Source organism: Oleiphilus messinensis (assembly GCF_002162375.1).
Classification (GTDB): Bacteria; Pseudomonadota; Gammaproteobacteria; order Pseudomonadales; family Oleiphilaceae; genus Oleiphilus; species Oleiphilus messinensis.
Genome location: NZ_CP021425.1, coordinates 2,411,946 through 2,431,721, shown reverse-complemented (window position 1 = coordinate 2,431,721; position 19,776 = coordinate 2,411,946). Strand labels below are relative to the sequence as shown.

16 protein-coding genes and 3 tRNA genes are annotated in these 19,776 nt (G+C 45.8%); 4 read left to right on the top strand and 15 right to left on the bottom strand.

The features are described from left to right. Positions 1–67 precede the first annotated feature (67 nt). Positions 68–793 (bottom strand): substrate-binding periplasmic protein, encoded by a 726-nt coding sequence (locus OLMES_RS10655; RefSeq protein WP_157678257.1) that lies wholly within the window; start codon positions 791–793, stop codon positions 68–70. A 349-nt stretch (positions 794–1,142) separates the two neighbouring features. Here OLMES_RS10655 and OLMES_RS10650 point away from each other — a divergent pair, with 349 nt between their 5' ends. Further along, positions 1,143–1,889, top strand: a complete 747-nt coding sequence (locus tag OLMES_RS10650) for a substrate-binding periplasmic protein (RefSeq protein WP_157678256.1) — start codon at positions 1,143–1,145, stop codon at positions 1,887–1,889. A 115-nt stretch (positions 1,890–2,004) separates the two neighbouring features. Here OLMES_RS10650 and OLMES_RS10645 read toward each other — a convergent pair whose 3' ends face one another. From OLMES_RS10645 to OLMES_RS10605, 7 genes are all read right to left on the bottom strand, one after another. After that, on the bottom strand, positions 2,005–2,925 hold the full coding sequence (locus tag OLMES_RS10645) for a tetratricopeptide repeat protein (RefSeq protein WP_087461249.1): 921 nt from the start codon (positions 2,923–2,925) through the stop codon (positions 2,005–2,007). Further along, the gene (locus OLMES_RS10640) at positions 2,922–3,356 is read right to left on the bottom strand and encodes a hypothetical protein (protein WP_157678255.1); all 435 of its coding nucleotides are present in this window, start codon (positions 3,354–3,356) and stop codon (positions 2,922–2,924) included. Before OLMES_RS10640 ends, OLMES_RS10645 begins: the two co-directional genes overlap by 4 nt. After that, positions 3,346–4,653 (bottom strand): ATP-binding protein, encoded by a 1,308-nt coding sequence (locus OLMES_RS10635; RefSeq protein ID WP_087461247.1) that lies wholly within the window; start codon positions 4,651–4,653, stop codon positions 3,346–3,348. Before OLMES_RS10635 ends, OLMES_RS10640 begins: the two co-directional genes overlap by 11 nt. Before the next feature lie 765 nt (positions 4,654–5,418). Continuing rightward, on the bottom strand, positions 5,419–5,604 hold the full coding sequence (locus OLMES_RS10625) for a hypothetical protein (RefSeq protein ID WP_087461245.1): 186 nt from the start codon (positions 5,602–5,604) through the stop codon (positions 5,419–5,421). Then, the gene (locus OLMES_RS10620) at positions 5,597–6,127 is read right to left on the bottom strand and encodes a hypothetical protein (RefSeq protein ID WP_087461244.1); all 531 of its coding nucleotides are present in this window, start codon (positions 6,125–6,127) and stop codon (positions 5,597–5,599) included. The genes OLMES_RS10625 and OLMES_RS10620 overlap by 8 nt, the downstream gene beginning before the upstream one ends. A gap of 281 nt (positions 6,128–6,408) precedes the next feature. After that, positions 6,409–7,449 carry an IS110 family RNA-guided transposase gene (locus OLMES_RS10615; protein WP_087459475.1) on the bottom strand — a complete coding sequence of 347 codons (1,041 nt, stop codon included), beginning with the start codon at positions 7,447–7,449 and terminating at the stop codon, positions 6,409–6,411. Positions 7,450–8,276: 827 nt separating this feature from the next. After that, positions 8,277–8,363, bottom strand: a tRNA-Leu gene (locus OLMES_RS10605). Positions 8,364–8,741: 378 nt separating this feature from the next. Between OLMES_RS10605 and nirB the strand changes: the two genes are divergently transcribed. Both nirB and nirD read left to right on the top strand, forming a co-directional pair. Then, positions 8,742–11,312, top strand: coding sequence for a nitrite reductase large subunit NirB (gene nirB, locus OLMES_RS10600; RefSeq protein ID WP_087461242.1), 2,571 nt, complete (start codon positions 8,742–8,744; stop codon positions 11,310–11,312). Between the two features lie 27 nt (positions 11,313–11,339). Next, a complete protein-coding gene (gene nirD, locus OLMES_RS10595) occupies positions 11,340–11,666 on the top strand; it encodes a nitrite reductase small subunit NirD (RefSeq protein ID WP_087461241.1) in 327 nt (108 codons plus the stop codon). A gap of 100 nt (positions 11,667–11,766) precedes the next feature. Here the strand turns inward: nirD and OLMES_RS10590 are convergent, their stop codons facing one another. The 7 genes from OLMES_RS10590 to uvrY all read right to left on the bottom strand — a co-directional run bounded on the left by OLMES_RS10590 (position 11,767) and on the right by uvrY (position 18,082). Further along, positions 11,767–13,422 carry an IS200/IS605 family accessory protein TnpB-related protein gene (locus OLMES_RS10590; protein WP_087461240.1) on the bottom strand — a complete coding sequence of 552 codons (1,656 nt, stop codon included), beginning with the start codon at positions 13,420–13,422 and terminating at the stop codon, positions 11,767–11,769. Continuing rightward, the gene (locus OLMES_RS10585; protein ID WP_087464433.1) at positions 13,422–13,718 is read right to left on the bottom strand and encodes a MerR family DNA-binding transcriptional regulator; all 297 of its coding nucleotides are present in this window, start codon (positions 13,716–13,718) and stop codon (positions 13,422–13,424) included. Before OLMES_RS10585 ends, OLMES_RS10590 begins: the two co-directional genes overlap by 1 nt. Before the next feature lie 730 nt (positions 13,719–14,448). Further along, positions 14,449–14,522, bottom strand: a tRNA-Cys gene (locus tag OLMES_RS10580). Positions 14,523–14,590: 68 nt separating this feature from the next. Then, positions 14,591–14,666: transfer RNA gene (locus tag OLMES_RS10575), tRNA-Gly, on the bottom strand. A gap of 211 nt (positions 14,667–14,877) precedes the next feature. Continuing rightward, on the bottom strand, positions 14,878–15,450 hold the full coding sequence (gene pgsA, locus OLMES_RS10570) for a CDP-diacylglycerol--glycerol-3-phosphate 3-phosphatidyltransferase (RefSeq protein ID WP_087461239.1): 573 nt from the start codon (positions 15,448–15,450) through the stop codon (positions 14,878–14,880). A gap of 125 nt (positions 15,451–15,575) precedes the next feature. Continuing rightward, positions 15,576–17,423 carry an excinuclease ABC subunit UvrC gene (uvrC, locus tag OLMES_RS10565; RefSeq protein ID WP_198343297.1) on the bottom strand — a complete coding sequence of 616 codons (1,848 nt, stop codon included), beginning with the start codon at positions 17,421–17,423 and terminating at the stop codon, positions 15,576–15,578. An 8-nt stretch (positions 17,424–17,431) separates the two neighbouring features. Beyond that, positions 17,432–18,082, bottom strand: coding sequence for a UvrY/SirA/GacA family response regulator transcription factor (gene uvrY, locus OLMES_RS10560; protein ID WP_087461238.1), 651 nt, complete (start codon positions 18,080–18,082; stop codon positions 17,432–17,434). Positions 18,083–18,317: 235 nt separating this feature from the next. Here uvrY and OLMES_RS10555 point away from each other — a divergent pair, with 235 nt between their 5' ends. After that, positions 18,318–19,619, top strand: coding sequence for an IS4 family transposase (locus OLMES_RS10555; RefSeq protein WP_087461237.1), 1,302 nt, complete (start codon positions 18,318–18,320; stop codon positions 19,617–19,619). The last annotated feature ends 157 nt before the right edge of the window (positions 19,620–19,776 follow it).

The window sequence follows — 19,776 nt, the reverse complement described above, 5'->3', positions numbered from 1 at the left end:
TTAACAATTCCTTCTCTCTTTAAAAACCCAACTCAACACCAAAGCGCCCATCACATCAAAATAAAATCTAATTCACTTGTGCGGGAGCCCTTTTCGATTGCGCATAAAGCTCCCACACCAGATCTTTCTTATAGATCGCTTCCAACTTTTTTTTAATAATTGGGGCCAACTCTTGGTGAGGTGATTTTCTCGACAGATGCACCCACCATTCTTTTTCGGACAATAAAAAAGGCTCGCCCAACGCAGTCCAGTCCGAGCCGATGGTGTGGATGGTCTCCTGCAAACCGGATTGAGATCCGATAATGGCATCCATTCGATTCGCCATCATCATGCGCATGCCCAAAACATAATCCAGTACCGGCACTTTATTCAACTTGCTGTCAGAATCAAAACGGGGCTCATAATTGGCGCGCCGCACCACCGCGATATCATTCAACTTATACAGGTCTTCATAGCAATCCACTGACACGCCTTTGCGGGGAATAATAACGACTTTGGATTTGGAAACTTCACCCACATACGTAACATCAGAGGATAATGTATCATTCTTGAAAATTATGGCGACATCCAGATCCCCGTTCCGCATACTTCTCACGACTCGAGGATAGGGATAATATTTAATGTCGATTTTTACTTTCAGTTCTTTCTCGAGCATTTTATAGATATCAACAACCACGCCCCGCTCTGTCGCTTCATCGGGATAGGCAAAAGGCGGAAAAGCCGGTAACCCGGCTTTAAGTATGATATCGGCAGCAGAAGCAGGTAAGGCAAAACAGAAACATAACGCTAGCATCTGCCTCTGTTTAAAAAGCATCGAGCACAAATTAAAGCATGCCATAAATACGAACTTCCATTCCATACGACACAATCCAGTCAGACGATACAATATCTTTCCCTGAGAACCCAAGAGCCGGCTAGCGCCTACCGCCGGAACAGCAAGCCGCAAAGGCTGACATCATCGCACAAGTGACTGATCATTTCGAGGTCACAATGCACACCAGAAACTGTCGCAAGCTCACCGGATGATTTAATTTTCAATTAGTATAAGCTTACTTTATGAAGCACTTGGTTTTACCGAGTTTAATCAAACGGTACAATTTCGCCTTAATTTCAATGGCCAGTAACGTCGAGGTATTAACGGAGTGAACATCTTTTGGTTGTGTTTAACTGCCGCGGTTTTCAGCTACACCGCAAACGTGTTTGCACAGCAGAATACCTCGAACAACCACATACTGATCTGCACCCCGGAATGGCCAAACTACACTGAAAAAAATGGCACGGGTCTGTACCATGAGCTCTGGCGTTTGATTTATGCAGATGCGGGCATATCAGTACGAGTCCAATACGCACCATTTAAACGCTGTGATTATAATGTATCAGAGGATACAGACTCCGACGTCGATGCCTTCGCTGCAGGCTATGCCGTTCCGGATGCCGTCATACCAAAATGGCATTTGGGTATAGAACATGTCAGCGTCGCTTACCAGAAAACCGAAAACATCACTTGGCAAGGCCAGAAAACACTGGAAAACAAGCGCGTTGCCTGGGAAAACGGCTACAAATTCGACAAATACGGCGTTGTTACCGTACCCGTGAAGCTATTCGAGTACTATCACCTGGAAAGCGCTCTAAAAATGCTGACTCAGGACAGACTGGACTTCATTCTGGACTACAACAACATCCTGCCCAAAGTCGCCGAAGAACACGGCCTGACCGACGAAATTGCAATTCTGGTCGATGTCATCCAAGGCCCGAAGTACTACATGGTATACCGTGACTCGGAAAAAGGACGCTTCTTCGCAGATTTATGGGATAAAGGGATGAGTAAATTGCATGCGACAGGTCAATTGAAGCAGCTTTATCAGCGGTATGAGGATGCTTCGTATTGAAGATAAAGTTGCCCTTCGATCTCGACTATCAAGAGTTGGACTTCCCAATACTTTTCGTAACATTCCATTTACCTATAGAGCCTAACGCACCCCCTGATACCTAAATCGAGTAGACCTAAAATTTCTGATTGAATGAAAACGATTCAAGCTCTTTTTTCATTGCCTTATGGTAAAAAGGTATACCTATCCACGAATACACCACTATCGCTAGCCACGAAATAGAAACCCAGAATGAAGCTATAGGATATCCAAGATCTTTTACAACTAGAGAAAACAAATTAAAGAACAGATATGCGACGATCAACGCCAAACACCCTTTGATCTGGGTTAGGGTCGACAACTTGGAATTGAATCGCCACCATAGACCCAAGAACACATTTTTCCTCATCTTAATATTGCCAAGAAGAGTCAACGCATCACGAGAGTTAGGGTTATGTATAATTACGAACTTTGCGTGATACTCGGCTTCTTCAATATCACCTTTCGCCAACATCACTTTGCCCATCAACAAATTTCCATCTTCGTCTTGAGCGTGCATCGCCAACGCTTCAAGTGCATAATTATGAGCAGCTTGTAGATCACCAATCGCCAGATAATACTCTCCAAAGGCAATCACTATTCTTGGAGAGTCTGGAGCTAAATTGGCTGCTGACTGTATAGAGTGCAAAGCTTCCTGTCTTTTTCCCAAGAGCATAAGAACTTCACTTTTTAATAAGTGCGCTTCAGAGCTATCCGTATCTATTGATAATACCTGATCACAATATTCGAGCGCCTTCTTGGGCTTTTTCTTGAATATGTTTATACGAGCATATACCAAGTAAAGGAAACTATTACTAGGATCAATATTAAGGGCAATTTTAAGTTCGTACTCAGATGCATGAAGTCTACCTTTCGCTAGAAGGTTCGCAGATAGCAAACCGTGAGCAAAAGCATCATTCGGATCATCAGCCAAGACTTCTTTCAAAGTATCAATTGCCATATCATGCAATCCCTGATGATAGTAGCGCCAAGCATTTTCAATCTTGTATTCGTTCATTGATTGGCTGCCTGCTCTTTTAGATACTTATGAATTTCATACGGGCCAGCTTGTTTAGTCACTATCAAATAAAGAGTAAAGAAGAAACCAGCTTGCGCCAGTACTCTCAAATATGGAGCAAACTGCTCCGTAAACAGCTCTTGATCAGTACGATCTGCTAACACGCCAAATCCAACAAAAAGAGCAAACAACCCAATAGTTCCGAGAGCAACTATCAAAACTTCTTTCTTAAATGTAGGGCTTCCCATAAAAAAGCTGTTCAGCAACAACCAAAGGGGCGGTATCCAATACTTTCCTAGCAAAGGAGGCATCCACAAGAACGGTACAAACATACAAACGAAGAATATTGCCAAGGGGTCTGTAACTAGATTTTCATAGGCCCTTGGCTTTGGCTCATCTATGATCTGATAAGTCTGCATTTTACTTTCCATGTTTCTTCAAAAACTCCAAAACATCATCATACCTGCCACCATCATTCGCGTAGCGTGCATAATTTCTGGCTGTAGTTAACCATTCAGTCGTAGTTGCTCTGCTATCACTTAGAGCGTCCTTAAAATGTCTAGACGAAATTTCCACATCCTTGTCCGCTTCAATAGACTCTTCAATCGCTTCATCAGCAGCCATATCAACCAAGTTTGCCAAATCAGCTCCTGAATAACCCGGCGTTTTCATAGCTAGAGACCTAAAATCAATATCAGGCAAAGAAGGCCTATCCTTCATGTGATGTTCTAGAATTGATTGTCGAGCTTCTTTATCTGGAGGCGAAACAAAGAACATACGGTCAAATCGACCTGGTCTCAGAAACGCGGCATCAATCGACCAAGGCACATTAGTAGAAGCTAAAACAAGTACACCTTCATTATTTTGGGAGAACCCATCCAACTCTGTTAAGAATTGGCTAATAGTATTACTTGTAGAGCTATTTCTTGCGTGCTCTCGCTTGCCCGCCAGCGCCTCAAGTTCATCAAAGAACAACACACTCGGCGTTTCCGCTCTCGCTTTCTCGAATATTGCGTGAAGTTTCTGCTCTGATTCCCCGATGTACATATCGAGTACGTCTGAAATTTCTATGTTGAAGAACGAAGCACTACATTGACCTGCGGTCGCCCTTGCCAATAGAGTTTTCCCGCATCCGGGAGGACCATAAAGCAGGACTCCACCACCAACTTTCTTTTTAAAACGCTGAAACAGTGAGGGCTTCTGAAAAGGCAGAATAATTTTCTTGTGGATTTGTTTCTTTATCTGGCTCAATCCAACTACATCGTCAAAAGTAGTGGTTTCTTCCCTATAACGAGCCAGTTTAGTTACGTCACCAAAATCTACTTTTTCTACTACCTTTAATTTAACTCTTTCTTCTGAAACCTGAAATTTATCGTCCAACTCTTCTGAGCGAAGAGACACGTCACGCGACTTACCGCTGATATAAATAGATTTTGCTGTTTCAGAATGAGAGTTTTCAATTAACCAATAGATAGCTCTACGAAGCTCTTCAACTCCCAATCGCTCACAATGCCTACTTAATGAGTCAATTAAATCATTATCAACTAAGTTCTCGATCAATCTATCAAGATCATCTCCAGTCAGATTCAAGTCGTCCTGATTCAAATATGGAAGAGCCGACTTAATATCTCCTTTATCAATATGGGCAAATATGAGTATTTTCGCCAATTCAGAAGATGGAGCTGAATTGTATGCGGCAGCTAAACTACTTAATGTCTGCTCGTCCATGAAATTCCTTGAAATTCTACCAGTATTTATCTTAGGCAAATGCTATCCGCAAAGCTCCTATATTAAAAGCGGTTACTCCGCAATTTGAATCTTTTCTATTGACCACTCAATCATTCTACCCTGTTGTCCTTCAAGTATCCGAGAAAGAACTATGCAATGGCTCAGGATCCACATATAGATGCACAAAGAACAACCAATTGATACCAATTGGATGAACAAACCCATTTGATCGTATGATGAGGAAGGCTCGAAAGATAAGGTCTCGTGTCAACGCATCAAACAACCTCTTTGAGTCTGTATGGGAGAAACCGAAGGGTATGCACTGGAAAACGTTTGAACGGTTGAAACGAGAAGAGATGCAGGCCAATCAAGCCTCTACCTTTGCAATGGCAGAAAAGCTACGTCTGCTGAATAAAAATGAATGGTTGGCTGGCTGACCGAAAAAGCTATTCAAAAAAAAGCCCTGCCTTGGTACGGCTGATGGGGCTGCAATTGCCCGCAAGCGGTTCACCAAGTCAGGGTTCTTCTGGCAGTTTACTGATCTGGAGCGCTTCTGGCAATACAAAAAAGAATGGCTCGTATGGGTCAATTCGGTAAATGAACATCTACCTAGCCGAAGGCTGACACGCCCCGATTATTTAAAAAACTTGGTTGGCTGATTTGATTGGAGCCGTATGCGCCGCACTCTCACGGCAGTCACATCCACTGTGCAGGTGTCGCGACCTCTTTAGCAAATCCATGCAGGAGGCTCTTCGATGCGCTATCTCAGTGTTGGCGCTTTTTTTTGAGTTCTTTTCTAAGATGGCGATTGTCTACAAATAAGGCAATCAATAACGCGCCCATCAATATGTCAAAAGCTTGTTTTCCTGAATAGGCAAAAAAGGCCCAACTGGCGATGGCAGCTCCCAGTGCAATGATTATCAGCAATGCATTATCCTTCAGCTTATCCATAGGTCACCCGCTTATTTTTCTGAATAAAGTTTCGACGATGGGTTTTAGACACTACTTCATCATCGAAGATTTCAGGGTGCTTAGTCAAAATTGGTTCAAACCAATTGGCATACACACCGTTTTCTTTGCCAAAGTCCAAGACATTAGAGCGCGCAACCCGGTGTTTTCTGCCCATTTGCCCACGGGTTCTTGGCATGCTCTTGGTATCACATTTTTCCGTATAGATTGTGGCAACAAAGATGCTTCCGAGGACTGCACCTGCATAACCGGAAGCGAGAACGGCAGCACCGGCTATAGTAATTTCTGTGGCAACTGCGGCACGTGTTGCTCCAGTGGTGAGTTCTCCTAGCGTTGCGGTTGTACCAAACTTATCGACAGCGCCGACGATTGGTGCAAGGGTAGCCAATGCTGTCTTGGCAGTTTCGAATAGAGAGTCAGGGGTTTTCAATCCCAACGCGTCCATGTTGTTTTTGAAATAGTAGTTCCAAGACAAATCTTTTCCATGACAAACAAAGAGTTCCATCAAAATTCCCTTTATCATTTAAATTTTTCGGGAATGATACCATCAAATTTATTGGTGTACATCTAGGGCCTTATATGGACTCCCGTTTATTGTCAATGAGAACTCTATAAACATGCAGGATGCGCTCTTATATACGGGCTCTAATTGAGGAGCTACCTCTGGCCACTGATGTTTTCGCACCTTCCTGACTATTCTGTTGCGCAGTGTTGAACACTTCAGACCCTATCAGTCTCTGGAAGGTCGGTCTTACCTGTTTATATTTTCGCTCTCTTTGACAAGACTTATGCCGCTATTAATAATTGCGGCTTATACTCTTTGTTTTGCTTTATTAACGCATAAGCTGTCCGTACGTTTTTGTTCGCCAAAGCAATCGCTGCAACTTTTTTACCTCGTCTCGCGACCAAGTCTTTTAGCCATACCTCTTTTGGTGTTCTACAGGGACGTTTCTCAAGACTTCTTATCACCGCCAGTGCCCCTTTAAATAAGTGACTACGTAATTTGTTATGCCCAGATAATCTCGATATCGACCCAATCTTTTCTTTGCCGCCGCTACTATGCTGAACAGGCGTGACGCCAACACAAGCTGATGCCTCTCGTCCATTTTTAAAATGCTCCGGATTACTCAAAACTATCCTCAAAGCGATAGCTCCTACCGGCCCCACACCTTCCAAGGCTTGTAAGCGTTGACAAGTCTCGTCTTGCCTAACTTCACGAAACAGGGTTTTTTCCACGTCCGCAATCTCTTCAATCGTTTTCAAGAAACGCTGCCACAAACAGGATAAAACAGAACGAAATGGTATTGATAAATCATTTTCTGCATCTTCCAGGATTCCGGGTATTGACTGCTTTAACTGACTATCTCCTTGAGGGATAGCATAACCAAGGTCAAGCAGAATGCTGCGGAGCTGGTTGCTCAGACTAACCTTTTGTTTGACCAACAAGTCTCTCATGCATTCCATGCTTTGGAGACATTGCTCTTCTAATGTAACTACACGGCTTAACTTTATGTGAGGCTGCCTTGCTGCCACTGCGATTGCCAGTGCATCATTGGCATCGGTTTTCTGCCCTTGGCGAAAGGCCTTCACACTGCGGGCTGAAATAGATTTCACTGTATGTCCGTTTTCTTTAGCATGCCGCGCAAAGTAATGAGCACCAGAACAAGACTCCATGGCTACAACCGACACTTTTTCTTTCACTAAAAGCTCTTTTAACGCATTGCGGCTCATTGTTTTGTTAAAAAACACCGTACCTAAATAATCGGTTTTACAAACCTGAAAAACATTTTTTGCTAAATCTATGGCAATCACGTTAAGCTTCTTCATTGTATGGGCTCCTGGGTTTTGGTTTAGGCGCTTATAACCTTAATCCCATTGCTGGGAGGGAGTCCATACATCTGTTGACGTTTCATATTTAGCCTCTGTTGAGCCTGAAATTCGCTCAGTCAAGGAATGAGGCGTGTGGTTTGGTTATTCCAAATGAGCGACGAATGACGCGGAGTGAGCGAATTTCAGGCTCAACCCTTCGGGCCAGCGCTATTTTTTCGCCCCGATGCGTTGCTGCTCGTTGATGTAGAATAACTACACGACACTCGCAGCGCCTGACTGGACAAAAAAATAGCGCTGGCAGAGGCTAAATATGAAACGTCAACAGGCCCTAGTGTAAACCCTAGGTTTTTCACATTAATTGTCTCATGCAGGGATCATGGGCGACCAAACTTGTCGTTCTGTTTGCTTTTCGCATGATTCTCCACACTAAACTCAATTATCGAAATATTGCTTTGCACGCAGACAATGCCGGAACAGAGTCGGTTGCCTGTCGACTTCGCTCAGGGCAATACAGGTATTACGTGTGGCTGGGGTTTATTGATATTAAACAGGCGGCGCGGTTGGCTCATTCCAAACCAGTAAAATTAAAAGTGTGGGCATACCATAAGTGTGAAAACGATTCGCGTGTTGAACTGAAATCAGATGATCATGTTCAAGGTTGTTTGGTAGATAACGTTGTTTTTTGTGTGTTGAATGAGGGAAGACTAAGAATAGTATGAAAGCCAACAGGAAAGCTGAAAATGTTTTCAACGTTTTTATTTTGGCGGGTTTTATGGTGGATAGAGACAAATACAGGCTATAAGCTTTTGATTTATATATCATACTGGTGCCCGGGGCCGGAATCGAACCGGCACGGTGTTGCCACCGAGGGATTTTAAGTCCCTTGCGTCTACCAATTTCGCCACCCGGGCTAAGGAGGGCGAGCTTGTTGGGGATCTCCCAAAAGCGAGGCGAGATTGTAATTCCCTTTTTTCTCAAAATCAACAACTAACCGTATCTATTTCCCTCTGAAATTGTTAATCGCCTTGTTACGCACCATTTATGGTCACACACCAAAAACAGCTTTGCACCAATTCAACCCAATCACTAAAACAGTTCACACAACTCTTAGTGATACGCACCATATCCGTGCACACGCCCTGACATCAAACATTAATATTCTATTTTTAAATAACAAAAATACAATTAGCCCTTTTATATCAGTAACTTAAAAAGTTGGCCCCCTATTTGCTTTAGGTGTTATCAATCGCGGCACCTTGTCCTGACCGCAAATGCTTTGGAGATAAGATATGACAACTAAACAGAACCTAGTAGTGATTGGTAATGGCATGGTGGGCCATAAATTTTTGGAAAGCCTGGTCGAGCTGGGTGAACATACCAACTATAACGTTACTGTTTTATGTGAAGAGCCCAGACCGGCATATGACCGCGTCTATTTGTCATCCTACTTCTCCGGCAAGACTGCTGAAGATTTGAGCCTGGTGAGTGAAGGCTTTTTCGAGACCAACAGTATCGACATTAAACTGAACACCAAAGCGACTCAAGTTGACCGGACAAACAAAGTAATCACGACCCAGACAGGCGAAGAAGTTCAGTACGACAAACTGGTTCTGGCAACAGGTTCTTATCCATTTGTTCCTCCAGTACCCGGGCACGAGCGTGAAAACTGTCTTGTTTACCGAACCATTGAAGACCTTGAAAATATTACAGCCGGTGCTAAAAACTCAAAAGTCGGTGTCGTTGTCGGTGGTGGCCTGCTTGGTCTCGAAGCCGCAAAAGCACTCAAAGATCTGGGCCTTGAGACACATGTTGTTGAATTCGCACCTCGCTTGATGGCCGTGCAAGTAGATGACGCCGGCGGCGCTCTGCTGAAGAAGAAGATTGAAGAATTGGGGGTAAGAGTACACACCTCCAAAAACACCCAGAACATCACCGATGGTGATCAATGTCTCCACAAAATGGAGTTCGCAGATGGTGAGTCACTAGAAACTGATCTCATCCTTTTTAGTGCGGGCATTCGTCCACAAGACGGTATCGCCCGCGAAAGCGAACTTGATATGGGACCACGTGGCGGTGTGGTCATTAACAACCACTGCCAAACCTCCGACCCGGACGTTTATGCCATTGGCGAATGTGCACTCTGGGGCGGCATGATCTATGGCCTGGTCGCACCAGGCTACCATATGGCCAAAGTTGCCGCTCAACACATCACCGGTAAAGGTGAAGATACCTTTGACGGCGCCGACATGAGCACCAAGTTGAAGCTGATGGGTGTTGATGTTGCCTCGATTGGTGATTGCCATGGCCGTTCTGAAGGCGCGTTAAGCTATGCCTACACAGATGAAGTTAACCAGGTTTACAAGAAACTTGTCGTCAGCGCAGACAAAAAGCTGTTGTTGGGTGCAATCATGGTGGGCGAAGCCGAAGATTATGGCAACCTGCTACAAATGGCACTGAACCAAATCGAACTTCCGGACAACCCTGAAGCATTAATCCTGCCTGCACTGGATGGTGCCAGCAAACCATTACTCGGCCCGGATGCCCTGCCAGATACAGCACAAATCTGCTCCTGCTATGACGTGAGCAAAGGCGCAATCTGTTGCAGTGTTCAAGACGGTGCACAGACGATAGGCGATGTTAAAGCCGCTACGAAAGCAGGCACAGGTTGCGGTGGCTGTACCGCACTGGTTACGCAGGTAATGAATAGTGAATTGGCAAAACTGGGTGTGGAAGTCAATACCGACATTTGCGAACACTTCCCATACACCCGCCAGGATCTGTACAACATTGTCCGCGTGGAAAACATCCGCTCGTTTAAAGACCTGCTTAGCAAACACGGAAAAGGCCACGGCTGTGAAATCTGCAAACCCGCCGTAGGCTCTATTCTGGCATCCTGCTGGAATGACTATATCCTTGAAGACAACCATATCGGCCTTCAGGATACCAACGACATTTACCTGGGCAACATGCAAAAAGATGGAACCTACTCTATCGTTCCGCGGGTTGCCGGGGGCGAGATTACCCCTGAAAAATTAATTGTTCTGGGTGAGATCGCACAAAAGTACGGCCTGTACACAAAAATCACAGGCGGACAGCGCATCGACCTGTTTGGTGCACAACTACACCAACTACCGGAAATCTGGCGCTTGCTGGTGGATGCCGGATTCGAAACAGGCCATGCATACGGCAAATCAGTCCGTACTGTAAAATCCTGTGTCGGCTCAACCTGGTGTCGTTATGGCGTGGACGACAGTGTTGGACTTGCGATTGAAATTGAAGACCGATACAAAGGTCTACGCTCCCCTCACAAACTGAAGTTCGCCGTATCAGGTTGTACGCGGGAATGTGCTGAAGCACAAAGCAAGGATGTCGGCGTCATTGCTACCGAGAACGGCTGGGCACTGTACGTATGCGGAAATGGCGGCATGAAACCCCGACATGCAGATATTCTGGCAACAGGGCTCGATAAAGCAACCTTGATCAAATACGTTGACCGCTTCCTGATGTTCTACATCAAAACGGCAGATCGACTGCAACGTACCAGCGTTTGGATGGACAACATGGAAGGTGGACTGGACTACCTGAAAGAAGTGGTCGTTGAAGACAAACTCGGCCTGGGCGCAGAACTTGAAGCACAAATGGCCGAGAACATTGGCAACTATCAGTGCGAATGGAAGACAACCATCGAGAGTCCGGAAAAACTGAAACGCTTCAAGCACTTTGTGAATGCCGACGACAAAGATAACAATGTCATTTTTGTGAAAGAGCGTGGCCAGATTCGCCCTGCAACAGAGGCAGAGAAGGAATCTGCAAAATCCCTTGAAAGCATCACCGAAGATCAATTGATCGCCGTAGTGTAACGTAAACTGTGTAGTTAGGAGATAGAAATGAGCAATTGGTTAGACGTATGTGGACTGGATGATATCTCTCCCGATACCGGTATATGCGCACTCGTAAATGGAGAACAGGTCGCGATATTCAGGCCCTCATCAGCGGACTGCCTGTATGCGGTGGGAAACTATGACCCAATCGGAAAAGCAAATGTACTTTCCCGCGGCCTGATTAGCGATGTACAAGGCAAACTTACGGTTGCGTCTCCCTTATACAAGCAGCATTATTGCCTTGATAGCGGCACATGTCTTGAAGAAAGCGATGTAAGTATCCCGACTTACACCGTAAAGGTCGAAAATGACCGTGTCTTGATCGCCAGCTAAACCGTTCCCCCGAGGCACGATATCTCACCTGCTCGAGTGTCGTGCCTCACCGTTTTCATAAACCTGCTTAAACCTACTCATGGTTTAAACGAGCCTATCCCTACAGCACAGGGTGCGCGGAAAGCAGGGTAGCGCTTTCCTGAATCAAGTCGGGACTCATGCCCGGTCTACCATCAAGGCGAGCCTCGACGGAGTAACTAACCCGATTCACACGACGAAAGTGACGCCAGCCACTCAGAAAATCTAATGACTTTTCGAGTGGTTGGTACCAACGCTGAAGTTTGTTGTAATACTGATAATCCCCGAGCGCCATCCTTACAGGCGGATGCTCGGTCTTAACGGTACCCTTCGCGTTAACACCAATGAGTTGTTTTGGCGGCTTTTCTTTAAAGCCATAATGCCGACGACCAATCACTAACGCGGCCCCATGGTGATCTGAAAAACCGTGTCGATCGCGATACTTCATCCGCCCCAGTAATGAGGTATAAGCAGGATTGATGTGATAAAGGCGTATGCCGCGTTTTATGCTTTGCGTTTCAATCAAATCCTTGATCTTACCGTAAGCAAAGGCATTCAACATGCGGGCATACTGAGGATGATCCTGCTTTTGGTATTGCCGTTTCTTTTGCTGAAAATCCAGCTTTTCGATCACCACCGCTTTACTTTGCTGTGCGGCAAAGTCCATCAGGTCTCGTACGGTATCCCCAATAATGGCCGCTCGTTGAGCATCATTCTTATAGTGTAACGGTAAGTCAAACGTTCGGTGTTGCAGTGGGTTACCGTTTCGATCCAGCTCGACGACCGCTAAGTGATCCGGGTTGACATCCACACCGATGACACCTTGGTCATCACCGATCCACTCTGCTTGCTCTGTTGGTCCTGCCACTTCCACGCTAACGAGTAACCGCCAACCTTTTTTGTCTCGCTTAAATCGAAAACTCAGGGGTTGCCCTTTGATTGATTTATCGTGTTTTTTAACCTGATTCTGCCAAACGGCTTGGGCAATCGCCGCCTTACCATGCTTGAATTGCAGGTGATCAATGTTAATGGTCGTGCCGAACGTGGCGCGTAATTGATGGGGCACCAGGAGTTTTAGCTGGTAAGCATCTTCTTGCTCACTGGGCGATAGCTGGGCATTTTGACAGCCCCAGGATTCATCATGAGAACCCACTAATAGAAATTCGCGGTGTCGTGCTTCGTGCCAGCGTTGTTTCCAGCCTTCAATGGCCGAACCCGTTTCTAACGCTTGACGCTCTTTCAGCAGCTTTCGACCACCAAAACAAATCGGTGTTTTGTTTTCCTGTTTTTCGGCCACCAAGGCGGCCTGCTTTTGCTGCCAACGATGCAGTTTCGCTGCCTTCTGTCGTAGCCTGTTGCGAAGTTGTTTCGCCTGTTGCGGGCAGCCTTTCTCTGCAACATGATCACAGCGCTTCTTGAGTTTGTTGAGGGTCTTCTCCAGCTGTTTGATTTTAACGTCCAGCGTCACCAATCGGTTGTTTCGATTGGTTTGGTAAGACTGGATTAAACCTTTAATGCTTTGCTGTACGCCTTGAAACACCCGATAGCTGAACGGCATCCCCATTTCATGCATAAACTGGGTACGATTCAATTGCTGGGCTTTAGGCTTTTGTAAGTTAGCAAACCAACGAAACTTCACTTGATTCCACAGCTCGGCATATTGGCACAATGCCGCATCCTGCTCATGAATCAAATCAAGCCGGGTTTCAAAGGTGAGTGTTTTCGTTGGCGTATCCACTAGGCGATGGCTCGTTGATTTTTACGACTACGTGAACCATGCAATCGCGCAATTTGCGTTTGCAAATCTTTTTTCTGATCATGAGAAGAGACGCGTGCATAACAGATCGTTCTGCGTTGCTCATTAGCAGTCGACTGACCGCAAAAGGCTAAAAGTTTATCAAGCGCGTAACGACGATGGCCACCCGGCGCACGGAAATCTAAGAAAAATCGTGATTCTTTTTCCCAGCGACGAAGGGTGGAAACGGCCACACCCAGCAGAAAAGCGGCAGCGCCAATCGATAAAAATTCAGCCATAATCATCACCTCCATCCATGAGAAAACAATACTGTACAAAATACTGTGTATAAGTAGGTTTAGTCAAGTATTTCGTTAACTGCTAAAGCCCCCAACTCAGAACCGTATCGCACCCGCCACCTCTATTAGTACAGCGCCACCCCTCAGATCACCAACCACAAAACAGTTCTCGCCACCAACACTGACTACGCCAGTAGACAATTCGACCATTACCGGAAGCAGGCATTTAAAACCAAGCGCAGAAAGTTTTATTTTGTGAACAAAAACAACTTGCAAGAACAAATGATAATGATTATTATTTGAATCACAGGGTTGGTCTCCTGTAATCCTACATTAGATATGGGTACATTCCCCATTTCCTCTGGTGTATCACAGCTCAGCTGGTCCATTTGGGCCAGCTTTTTTCACTCTCCCTACCTGACCCCATCAATCTACTCCTCTTCCAGCACTCAGCACTCAGCACTCAGCACTATACAAACAATAATGCCGCGATTCTGTCACCTAGACTGAAACTAAATATTATGAGAGATAATTGAGGAACCGCTATCGCTTGATTAAACGACCAAACCGTGGCTAATGCGCGCTGAAAAGTTTGCGAGGATGAGAGCAATATTGTCCATCCAGATACCAGAGGGAACGATTTATTTTCAGATTATTTTCGCACTTTTTTCGCACTTGAAAAGCGTCACGATGGATTGCTTTGTATATGATTGATATAGATCTAAAAGAATGGAGGCGCGGGTCGGAATCGAACCGGCGTACACGGAGTTGCAGTCCGCTGCATGACCACTCTGCCACCGCGCCTTTTATTGTGCGAAATCACTCCAACCAAACTGGAATTCGCTAGACTGTAACGTCCGTTTTGAGAAAATTGGAGCGGGAAACGAGATTCGAACTCGCGACCCCAACCTTGGCAAGGTTGTGCTCTACCAACTGAGCTATTCCCGCTAATCTTCAAACTTGAAGAACAATCGACATCTGCTTGATCTTTCGACCTTCACACTGCGACTCATCTTAACCGCTTCACTCTGAGTAGCTTATTGTTTCGCTACTTGTGGTGAAACTGACTAGAAGCGCTTTGTGCTGTGCTCTGTCGTTGTGGGCGCTTATATTACTGATTTGTTTCTGTAAGTCAAGCGTTTATTTTTAACTTTTTTTCTTATTTTTCAGATAGATCATTCTTTGCTCGAAATGGTGATAAATCAGGCCATGCAGCACGAATATAGATAATCATAGACCATAAGGTCAGCACCGCGGCAACATAGAGTAATGCGAGCCCAAAATACGAATAGTCTGTTTTCGGCTCATTCGCCAGCAAAACCACAATCGAAATCATCTGGCATGCGGTTTTAATCTTACCAAGGTAAGACACGGCAACACTCGCCCGCTTCCCCATCTCTGCCATCCACTCTCTCAATGCCGAAATCACGATCTCTCGACCCACAATGACGACGGATGGCAACGTGACCCAGATGGAAGCATGGTCATGCACTAAGACCATTAACGCAACCGCTACCATCAACTTGTCTGCCACTGGATCCAGAAAGGCTCCAAAGGCAGTCGCCTGATTCCAGCGACGGGCAAGATAACCATCAAGCCAGTCTGTCACCCCCGCCAAGGCAAAAAGTGCTGAAGCACCAATATAACTCCATTTCCAAGGTATGAAGAACACCAGTACAAAAATCGGAATCATTAAAATACGGGAAAATGTGAGGATATTGGGTAAATTCATAGTAAAAACAGCTATTAAATTTGAATTCGTCTTGGGCTCAGGTGAACCTAGATTCACCTGTAGCGATATTGTAACGCCCGATGACATGTAATGTAGTGGCTAAAGGAACAAAGGAACGCGGTGCCTTATTGATCCCTGTGGAGCTCGTCGTAGATTATTCGCGCAAGATTCTGACTGATTCCGGGTGCTTTAGCAATTTCTTCTACACTGGCCTTATTTATTTCCTGCAACCCGCCAAAGTATTGGATCAAAGTTCGGCGACGCTTTGGGCCGATACCTTCAATGTCCTCCAGAACAGAGCGTCTGCGCTTTTTATCTCTGCGCTGCCGGTGACCCATAATTGCATAGCGGTGGGCCTCATCCCGAATCTGCTGAATCAAGTGCAATCCCGGCGAGTCGGAGGCAAGCACAACCTCTGCTCCCGTATCACCATTGATAATAACTTCCAGCCCAGGCTTTCGAGTCACCCCTTTGGCGACCCCCAGCAGTAACACCCCCTCAATCTGCAACTGCTCAAAAACCTGCAATGCAATATTGAGCTGGCCTTTACCCCCATCTATTAGAATCACATCCGGCATCTTTTCCGGCTGATTACGCAGTTTGCCATACCGCTTCTGCAATACCTGTTCCATCGCGGCATAGTCGTCGCCAGCGGTAATATCTTCGATGTTGTACTGACGATAATCATTTTTCAATGCTCCGGACACACCAAAGACGACACAGGAGGCCACTGTCGATTCACCATGGCTATGACTGATATCAAAGCACTCAATCCGATTCGGCACATCGCCCACTCCCAGGCTCTCAGTGAAACTGCGATAACGCTGAAACAAGTTTTCTTTGTTGGCAAGGTGACTCTGTAATGCGATATCAGCATTGGTTACCGCCAGGTTCAACCACTTAAGTCGATCACCTCTAACACTCCCTCTAATCGGTACCTGTCGTCCGATTACTTCCTCCAACGCCCCCTCAAGGGAAACCATACTATCCAATGAATGCGACAAAATGATTTCGCGGGGCATATCCCGAACCAGACGACCGCCGATATAGAATTGGGAAAGGAATGATTCCAGAATCGTATCCTGGTCCTCCTCAAGGGACAGCTTGGGGAAATAATTCTTACTCCCCAATACCCGCCCACCGCGAACAAAGATTACCTGAATACAGGCAGCACCGGATTGAGCAGCAATTGCAATTACATCAACGTCAGTATGCCCTCCCTCTATCGCCTGAGACTCCTGAACATGACGCAGATGATTGATTTGGTCCCGATACATCGCGGCCTGTTCAAACGCCAACGCCTCAGACGCCTGCTGCATTTTATCCAGAATTTCCGCTATTAATTTTGGACTCTTACCCTGCAGAAACATAACCGCATGACGGATCGACTCGCGATACTCTGCTTCGGATATCAAACCGACACAGGGTGCTGTGCAGCGCTTGATTTGATACTGAAGACAAGGACGCTCCCGATTGCGGAAAAAGCTCTCATCGCACTGGCGCACCTGGAAAATTTTCTGAAGCAGATTCAAACTGTCCCGAACCGCGCCCGCACTGGGAAACGGCCCGAAGTAGGTGCCTTTCCTCCCCTTTTTTCGCGCCCGCTTGAATGTCAGCGCTGGAAACGGATTAGCTTCGTCGATAAAGATATAAGGATAAGATTTATCATCCCGTAATAGTATGTTATACGGGGGGGAAAGAGATTTAATAAGGTTTTGTTCAAGCAGTAAAGCCTCGGTCTCACTATTGGTGACCGTAATCTGGATATCGGCGATTTTTGCAACCAACGCTTGAGTTTTGGGCGCCAACCCATGGTTACGAAAATAGCTGGAGACACGATTTTTTAAATTTTTAGCCTTGCCGACGTAAAGAATAGCCCCATCCTGGTCGTACATCTGATACACACCAGGGCGCTGGGAAAGGCCTTTCAGAAATGATTTGACGTTAAACTGGGTAGAACTTGAGTCACTCAAAACGGGTATCAATCAATATTTTCTGCATCCAGTAAACCGTGCCTCACTGCCAGCAGGGTGAGCTCAACATCGCTGGTAATGCCCAGCTTCTCGAACACTCTATAACGATAACTATTCACTGTTTTCGGACTGAGACACAATTTATCAGAAATATCCTGAACTTTGTAACAGTTGACTATCATCATTACGATTTGCATTTCCCGTTCCGACAGTTTATCAAATACCGGTTTTTCTGCTTCCTTTTCGAACGGCTTCAAGGCCATTTTTTGCGCAATACTGGGACTTATGTAGCGTTGCCCGGAATTCACCACACGGATAGCACGAATCATTTCGGAAATGTCTGCACCTTTGGTGATGAACGCAGATGCTCCGGCTTGCATTACCCGCGAAGGATAGGGATCGTCTGCAACCGCCGTGACTGCGATAATTTTAATTTCGTCATTGAATTTTTTAATTTTGCGGGTCGCTTCGAGACCCCCTATGCCCGGCATTTTAATATCCATCAAAACAATATTGGGCACATTTTCCCGGACAAACTCGATAGCATCTTCACCAGACTGCGCTTCCCCAACGACATCTATTCCGGATTCATCGGACAACATCCTGGATATGCCGGCGCGCACCAGATCATGATCGTCAACTATCAACACTTTAATCAATCTTAGAATCCTCTCTTCCCGGGTAAAAACCCCTGGGATACTCTAATAAATACCGGTTCTGCACCAGGCCGCATCCATAGGCCCCTGAGGTCTCAGAACTCAGCCCACTATTATAGTGGATTCATAGGTAGAACATTAAGCGCAAATATAGGATAACCCAATGATATTATTATGGATTTATTCTGCGATAAGGTAGATTATTAGTCGCCAAACAATCAACCGACCTTAAAGCAGAATGAACCAGCGTAAATTTACCACATTTCTCGAAAAACTCACCCACTCCTTCAATCCAGAAAAGATCACTGAAATCGCAAAACAGGCAGATTTCTGTGTTCGGCAAAGACGAATCACGCCTTTCAAGCTAGTGACTTGCCTGGTTGCCATAATGGCGTCTAGCACCATTGAAAGTGTAGCTGACATTCAGCGTCGATATTGTGAGTGGTCTGACAGCAACATCACTTATCGTGCCTTTCACAACCAGTTTTCGAAACCAGAGTTTCCCGAATTCATGCGGGAAGTGTTGTCATCACTTCTCACTGACTGGTTGCAGCCTGCACTGGCATTCCCGGAAGGCCACTCTTTTCATCAGTTTAAACAGATCCTGATTCAAGATGGCAGCTCATTTGCCGTGAAGGATTCGTTGAAGAAGTCGTTTCCTGGCCGTTTCAAAACCGTCAGTCCTGCCGCAGTTGAGCTTCAGGTGACCATGGATCTTTTGGCAGACCAACCATGCACTATCTCGTTGACGCCCGACACAGCCAGCGAGCGGGATTACCTCCCTGAGCCACAAACTCTATCTGGGTGTCTGTTACTGGTTGACCGGGGTTACTTTGATTTGGAATGGTTTCAAGATCTGCAGGATGCTGGAGGGTTTTATGTCGCACGATGCAAGAACAACATCAACCCCACCGTTGTATCTGCTCATCGGGAAGATGGCAAAATGCTGAAGCACGTGCAGGGAAAGCCGCTGAAATCTGTTCAAGGCAAATTACTCAAGCGACAACGTACGGAACTAATTGTTTCCTGGAAAAAAGGAAAGCACACGATTACCGCGAGATTGATCGCTTGCTGGATCAAGCAGGAAAAGAAATTCTCCTGGTTGATCACCAACCTCCCTCAAACGCAGTTTTCTCTGGACGAGGTCAGTGAGGCTTACCGGTTACGCTGGCAAATCGAATTGTTGTTCAAAGAGTGGAAATCCTATGCCAATCTGCGGTGCTTTGATACCGGCAAGGAATCAGTAGCAACCGGGTTAATTTGGGCGGCGATTGCGGCGGCACTCATAAAGCGTTTTATGTGTCACAGCGCGCAGCGTATACTCGACAAAGCGCTATCCACTCGAAAAACAGCGATGTGCTGTACGATGACCTTTTGCGATACGATGCTTGGCATCATGCGCTTTGACCAGAAGGCAACTGAACTCAATGCGCGCAAATTGATTATCTTTCTTGGGCATCATGCGGGGAGAGCCCACCCCAAAAGAGACTGCAATTCGGGTAGATTCAGTTTGGGTCTACAGCTCTGTGAGGTGGCTTAATGTTCTACCTATGATAGTGGATTAACGGACGTAAAGAAGCCTTTCACGCTATTATTTTGCACTCTTAACGGGCTACTTTGTCACGAATAGGCTATTTTAAATGATATGGCACTTTGCCAAGCACAAATAATGGTCACGCTTTAATTCCCTGCAGATT